3 protein-coding genes are annotated in these 6,030 nt (G+C 43.5%); all 3 read right to left on the reverse strand.

All coding sequences use genetic code 11. The annotated features are described in order from the left end of the window. Positions 1 to 9: 9 nt before the first annotated feature. Complete coding sequence (locus F6J94_RS28680) at positions 10 to 1,647, reverse strand: efflux RND transporter periplasmic adaptor subunit (RefSeq protein WP_293046664.1); 1,638 nt, start codon at positions 1,645 to 1,647, stop codon at positions 10 to 12. 572 nt (positions 1,648 to 2,219) lie between these two features. Next, positions 2,220 to 2,645 (reverse strand): hypothetical protein, encoded by a 426-nt coding sequence (locus tag F6J94_RS28685; protein ID WP_293021601.1) that lies wholly within the window; start codon positions 2,643 to 2,645, stop codon positions 2,220 to 2,222. Positions 2,646 to 4,022: 1,377 nt separating this feature from the next. Then, a complete protein-coding gene (glyA, locus tag F6J94_RS28690) occupies positions 4,023 to 5,306 on the reverse strand; it encodes a serine hydroxymethyltransferase (protein WP_293046666.1) in 1,284 nt (427 codons plus the stop codon). Positions 5,307 to 6,030 lie beyond the last annotated feature (724 nt).

Genomic DNA, 6,030 nt, shown 5'->3' on the forward strand with positions numbered 1-6,030 from the left:
CCCTACTCCCTACTCCCTACTCCCTACTCCCTGTTCCCTGTTCCCTTTGCTATAGTTAATCACTTCAACTGGTGTGCCATCAACTAAGCGATTTAGTCCTTCTGTGACCACTAAGTCGCCAAGTTCAACACCACTTGTAATTTCTTGCAGAGAAATCCCCTGAATACCCTCTGTTACCGGACGCAGTTTGACGACGTTTTCTTGTTGATTTACAACAAAGACATAGGGTTTCTGGTCCCGGTAGACAATTGCATTAAGAGGAACACTTAGGGCTGTGGGGTTTTCTTCCACAGCAATCCAAACAGAAACTCGCTCTCGATCCAGTACATTCTTACTTCCTTGGTACAGGCGGATGGTCACGTGTACAGAACGCTCACCAGGGTTAACCGAAGGACTGACTGAAAAAATTGCGCCTCGGGCTTTAGCAAGGCGAAACAATTCCTGTTGGGTGATGCCTCTAGTAGAGGCAGTACTCATGTCTTGATCTAACACCACATAAGCTGATTGACCCGGTTGCACCAATGGGCCATAAAAGGTGGGTAGTTCCACATCGACTTCATAAGCGCTAGGGTCATTGACAATGATAGGCACTGAATCGACTACAGTCTGATAATTACTAGTGTTTACACTGTTTAAAATTTGGGTTGTCCAGAAGTCTCCCTCTCGGATATTAAGGTGGGCTACAATTCCATCAAAAGGTGCTACAATCTCCGTATCTTCTAAACTAATAGTAGAGCGAGTTTGCCCAGCCTTGGCTGAAGCAATCTGGGCAACAGTAGCAGTTAATTGTGACTGGGCAGATGCTAACTGACTTTCAGCCGCTTTGACATTGCTCTTGGCAGCATTAACTTGAGCTTGTGCTGCTCTGACTTGGGATTGAGCATCCTCGGCTCTATTTCTGTAGACATCAACATCACTTTCTGAGATTACACCGGAATCGAAAAGTTCTTGACGGCGTTTGAATTCAGATATCGCTAAATCAAAATCATTTTTTGCTGCTTCAAACTGGGCTTGGGCGCTGATTACTTGTGCTTTGGTTTGTTCTACATTTGCTTGAGCTTGAGACAAGTTGGCTTGTGCTGTTACCCTTTGGGTCTGAGCTTCAGCAGTTTGGGCTTCAGCTTGTGCCAGCTCTGCTCGCAGTCTGCGGTCATCTAATTTTGCTAGTAATTCACCCTTTTTGACAAAATCTCCCTCTCGCAGATCCCGTCCATTAACTTTTTTGAGATAGGTGATAGTTCCTGAGGTTTGGAAGGTCAGGTGTTTGCCTCGCACTGCTGAAACGAAACCATTGCCAAAAACTAACTGTTGCAGTGGATAAGTTTTGACTGGGGTGGCTCGTACAGGTAACCGGTTAGGTTCAGCTGGGGCTGCTGTGATGGTGTTTTGTGATACCTCGGGATTAGGTTGGGACTGTTTGAAAGCGATCGCACCCAATGCTAGAATACCGACACCCAGCAGTAACAAAGGCCACATCGGTCGCTTTTTGCGGGAGGGATGGGCGGGGGTATTGGTTGCTTCTCTGGCAGCTTCCGTTTCTAGTTCGGGTAATGGGTCTTGTGGTTGCTGTTCAACTCCTTGATCAATGTCTTCTTGAATTGGTTGAGGTGAGGACAAGTGCTTTTGAGGCAAAGGATTTGATTTCATTATTGATTTCCTGTAGCATCAAGTCTTAAGTATTTTTGGGTAGCTTAGTATAGGGATATCGCCTGTCACCAAGGAGTCTGTTTCTAGAGAAATGCCACAGGCGCGCATCAGAACAAGCAGATATCTACCATATATCTGTTGGAGCAACCGTGCCATAAACCCGTAGTATAGGATTACCGGAAGTTTTGTCAAGTATACAGCCTCAAAACTTCTATTGAAACAGGATAAGTACTAAAAGCCAGGGATAAGATTATTTTATTGGAGTAGGGAGTAGGGAGTAGGGAGTAGGGAGTAGGGAGTAGGGAGTAGGGAGTAGGGAGTAGGAGCGGTTATCCCTCTATAGGCTTTCATCTGTACGCTAGACGGGATAAATTAATGGCTGCATTTAAATTTAGGTTAATTTGTAAACAAATCACAAATCATAAATTAACCCCACCAGTGTTTTAAACCAGCGGGGTTTGCTGAGGATTAATTGAAACTAATTACAAGAATTCAATTCCTTGATTCAAAAGGTTAATTCTGAGGATTTGATAGCTGAATGCTTACGTTCACCAGACTAAAAAATACCATCACTAATTCGGCTCTTTGCAAATAATGTATTGATGTCGGTGGTCAGTGAAATAGCTCCACATGCGGCGCATGTCGTTAGTCGAAGTATTAAACTTAATATCGATGTCATTCACTCCAGTGACATACCAGCGTGACCATGAACCATTGAACCAACGAATTTTATAGGCAACAACATCACCCTTCAAATTCTTATTGTCGATCTCAGTATTGAGTCCTTTATCCCATCCTTGAGCTTTGCCTTTTGGTAGTAGAGGCGATTTGTCAGATCCTACCAATTTACAAACTGCTTGAGTGCCAAGTTCATGGTGAATGCAGTCACGTCGACGACAGTTATTAGCTGCAAAGGACGGCTCGCCTGGAAACATGGTTATTGCTGTAAGAACGAAATAATTGAAACCGATCAAGAAACTCTGTTTTAGCTTACTCATGATTGTAGTTTGCTCTTTACTTCAATTAGTAACTCATGGATGCAAATCGGGTGAAAAATATCACCGACGCTGAACTATTATCTTTGCTAGAACTATTTGGGTTTGGAAAAAAATCCTAAATAAGTCAGATCATCTAAACATCAAGGGGCTCAAATCAATTAATTCTAAAATCTAGAGCCTCTTAATAAGCAAGCACCATGATCTGACCCATCCAAGCCAACTAGTCTAAGCATGGATGTAACTAATGATAAAAATCCCTAGGAACTTAAGCTGCGCGCTCTAAGGATAGTGTTCATTGTTGATTATTATCCCCAGATGGGGGTCTTTTCTTTTACTGCTTGAGGTTGGTAGCTATGAAAACAATGAACTAGTTAACATTGATGACTGATTTATTTTCCAACAACACTATTACATATAAATCCGGAATAATTGACATAATTCACGTAAACTTTACTCAATATTTAAACTAATAAAGGGTTTATGAAAAATATTTTGATAAGAGATAATTCAGAAGATATAGCATTTACAAATAGGTCATAAACAATATTGCTGATTTCTGATAACATCAAAAACTATTCGGAGCTCTTTCCTACTGTTCCCAGATCCGCTGTTCCCTGTTCCCTGTCTTGATGCAGTCCTATACATCTCAAATAAAAACGCTATACTTGGTAACCTAAGATGCATTTAAATTTCCACCTCAAGTAGCGTGACCTACGGTCAATCGCGTAGTGTGGCCAACGGCAAATCGTTCCCGTAGCGTGACCAACGGTTAATCCACTTGTGCAAAAGCCGGTCTACCCTCTGACCATCTCCCCATCTCCCCAAAGGGCCCCTATTCACAATTTAAATGTGTGAATAAGGGCTGTTCGATTATTGATGTTGACAGAATAGGACTTAGAGACTGTTTATAAAGTAAATCTTAAGACAGCTGAAATCGCTGACTATTGGTGGGTTAGGGCGGACAGCTCTTTTAATCCGAAGTTCCCGACTCCCGACTCCCGACTCCCGACTCCCTGATAAACCAAAGACACTATTGGCGAAGTCTCTGGTTAACGGTCAACGGTCAACGGTCAACAACAAACTAGATCGGGTACTGACTTTTAACACAGGAGTACCCATTTACCACTAACCTGTACCCGTTAGCAAGAAACGGGTACAGGTTTCTCCTATAGTAGTACTCGTTTCTCGTTAACCAGCTTGTAGGGTGGGCAAAAACAGTTTGGTTGTTTTGAGTATTCTAGATCAAAGAAGTTTGCCCACCCTAGTGACATCAGCTGAGATCAGCTTGTAGGGTGGGCAAAAACAGTTTGGTTGTTTTGAGTATTCTAGATCAAAGAAGTTTGCCCACCCTAGTGCTTAACCCTCAACCTTCAACCCTTAGACCAAACTTGGTACAAGACTGGTGAGATGGGGATACAGAGGAAAGCGATCGCATAACTGTGCCACACGCTGCCGACATTGATTTGCCACTTGCTCATCCTCTGGATTCAGTAAGCGATCGGCAATAATATTACCAATCTCAGTAAATTCTGCCACTCCCATGCCCCGGGTAGTCATGGCTGGGGAACCTAGGCGCAAGCCACTGGTCACAAAGGGCGACTCTGGGTCAAAGGGAACAGTATTTTTGTTAGCCGTAATCTTGACACCGCTCACCAGTTGGTCAGCTCGCTTACCTGTCATACCAATAGAGCGCAAATCTACCAGTAATACATGGTTATCTGTACCACCAGAAACAATCTTTAACTCCCGGTTTTGCAGTGCCCTTGCCAAAGCCTTAGCATTTTCAATCACGTGGGCAGAATAGGTTTTGAATGCTGGGGTCAAGGCTTCCCCAAACGCAACAGCTTTACCAGCAATCACATGTTCCAACGGACCTCCCTGAGTTCCCGGAAACACTGCCTTATCGAACTTTTTACCCAAATCCGATTGATTGGTCAGAATCAAGCCACCCCGTGGACCACGCAGGGTCTTGTGAGTGGTAGTAGTGACCACATGGCAGTGAGGAAGGGGGTTAGGGTGATGACCAGTGGCAACTAAACCAGCAATGTGAGCCATATCCGCCATCAGGTAGGCATCCACTTCATCAGCAATGGCGCGGAATTTTTCAAAGTCAATGATTCGGGGATAAGCGGAATAGCCACAAATAATCAGTTTGGGACGCTCTTTCAGAGCAAGTTCCCGAATCTGACCATAGTCCAATTGCTCAGTCTCCTGGCTGACACCGTAGTGACACACCTCAAACCATTTGCCCGACACATTCACCGGTGACCCATGGGTGAGGTGTCCGCCATGGGACAAATCCATCCCCATAATCTTGTCACCAGGTTTTAGTAAGGCTAAAAATACCGCAAAGTTCGCTTGAGCGCCAGAATGGGGCTGCACATTTGCATGAGCAGCACCAAAAAGTTCTTTAGCACGGTCAATCGCTACTTGTTCGACTTTGTCAATGAACTCACAGCCGCCATAGTAGCGCTTTCCGGGCAATCCCTCAGCATATTTGTTAGTTAGCACTGAGCTTTGTGCTGCCATCACCGCTGGGGAGGTGAAGTTCTCACTAGCAATAAGTTCCAGATGCTCCCGTTGACGTTGGAGTTCTTCTCCCAGATAGGTTGCTATCGTGGGATCGGTTTCAGCGATAAAATCTAAGTTAGTTTGAGTCACTTTCTTTACTTCTAGGATCGATCACGTTTGGTAATTGACACAACAACCTTAAAGGTCTATGTGCTTACAAAAAATCCTCTGAGGGAATAAAGCCCCGTCTAGGCAAGAGCGGGGAACAAAAACTGAGGTAGCGCTTTCATGCAGGGGTTGATCCCATCAGCGACTACCAGCAGCTAAATAGCAGCTTTAGTCGCCCTGAAGATTTTTTGGCAGGTGGTTTGTTTGGACACGACCCTTAAACAGGACTTACCCAGTAACTCTACCTACTACAGGGTGGGTTATATACGCACCCTATTACTTATCCCTACTACTTATCCCTACTACTTATTCCTACTACATATGGGCGTTTAATGCCCAGTTTTTCGCCAGCTTTCCAAAAGTCCTGTCAAACAATACATTGGTAAGGATGAGCTGAAAGCTTGAGTTTGAAACGATTCAGAGTCAGATTAAGCCAAGTTTTAGCCAAACTTAAAGTTTTTATTATATTATTAAAAGTTATAGTATTATCTAAATAATGCAATACCTAGCATCTAGAGTATCGAATAAGATAGGAATAGCATTGAACAACAGTTCTAATCAACAGCACTAATAAACAAAACTTAAGCACTAAGCTGATTAGTTAATAGTTTCAGGATGAGTATGGGTGTTTATTTGCTCACTATACCACCCATACTCATCCTGAAACTATTAACTAATCAGCTTAGTGCTTAAGTTTTGTTTATTA

The sequence above is a fragment of the Moorena sp. SIO1F2 genome, from assembly GCF_010672755.1.
Taxonomy (GTDB): domain Bacteria; phylum Cyanobacteriota; class Cyanobacteriia; order Cyanobacteriales; family Coleofasciculaceae; genus Moorena.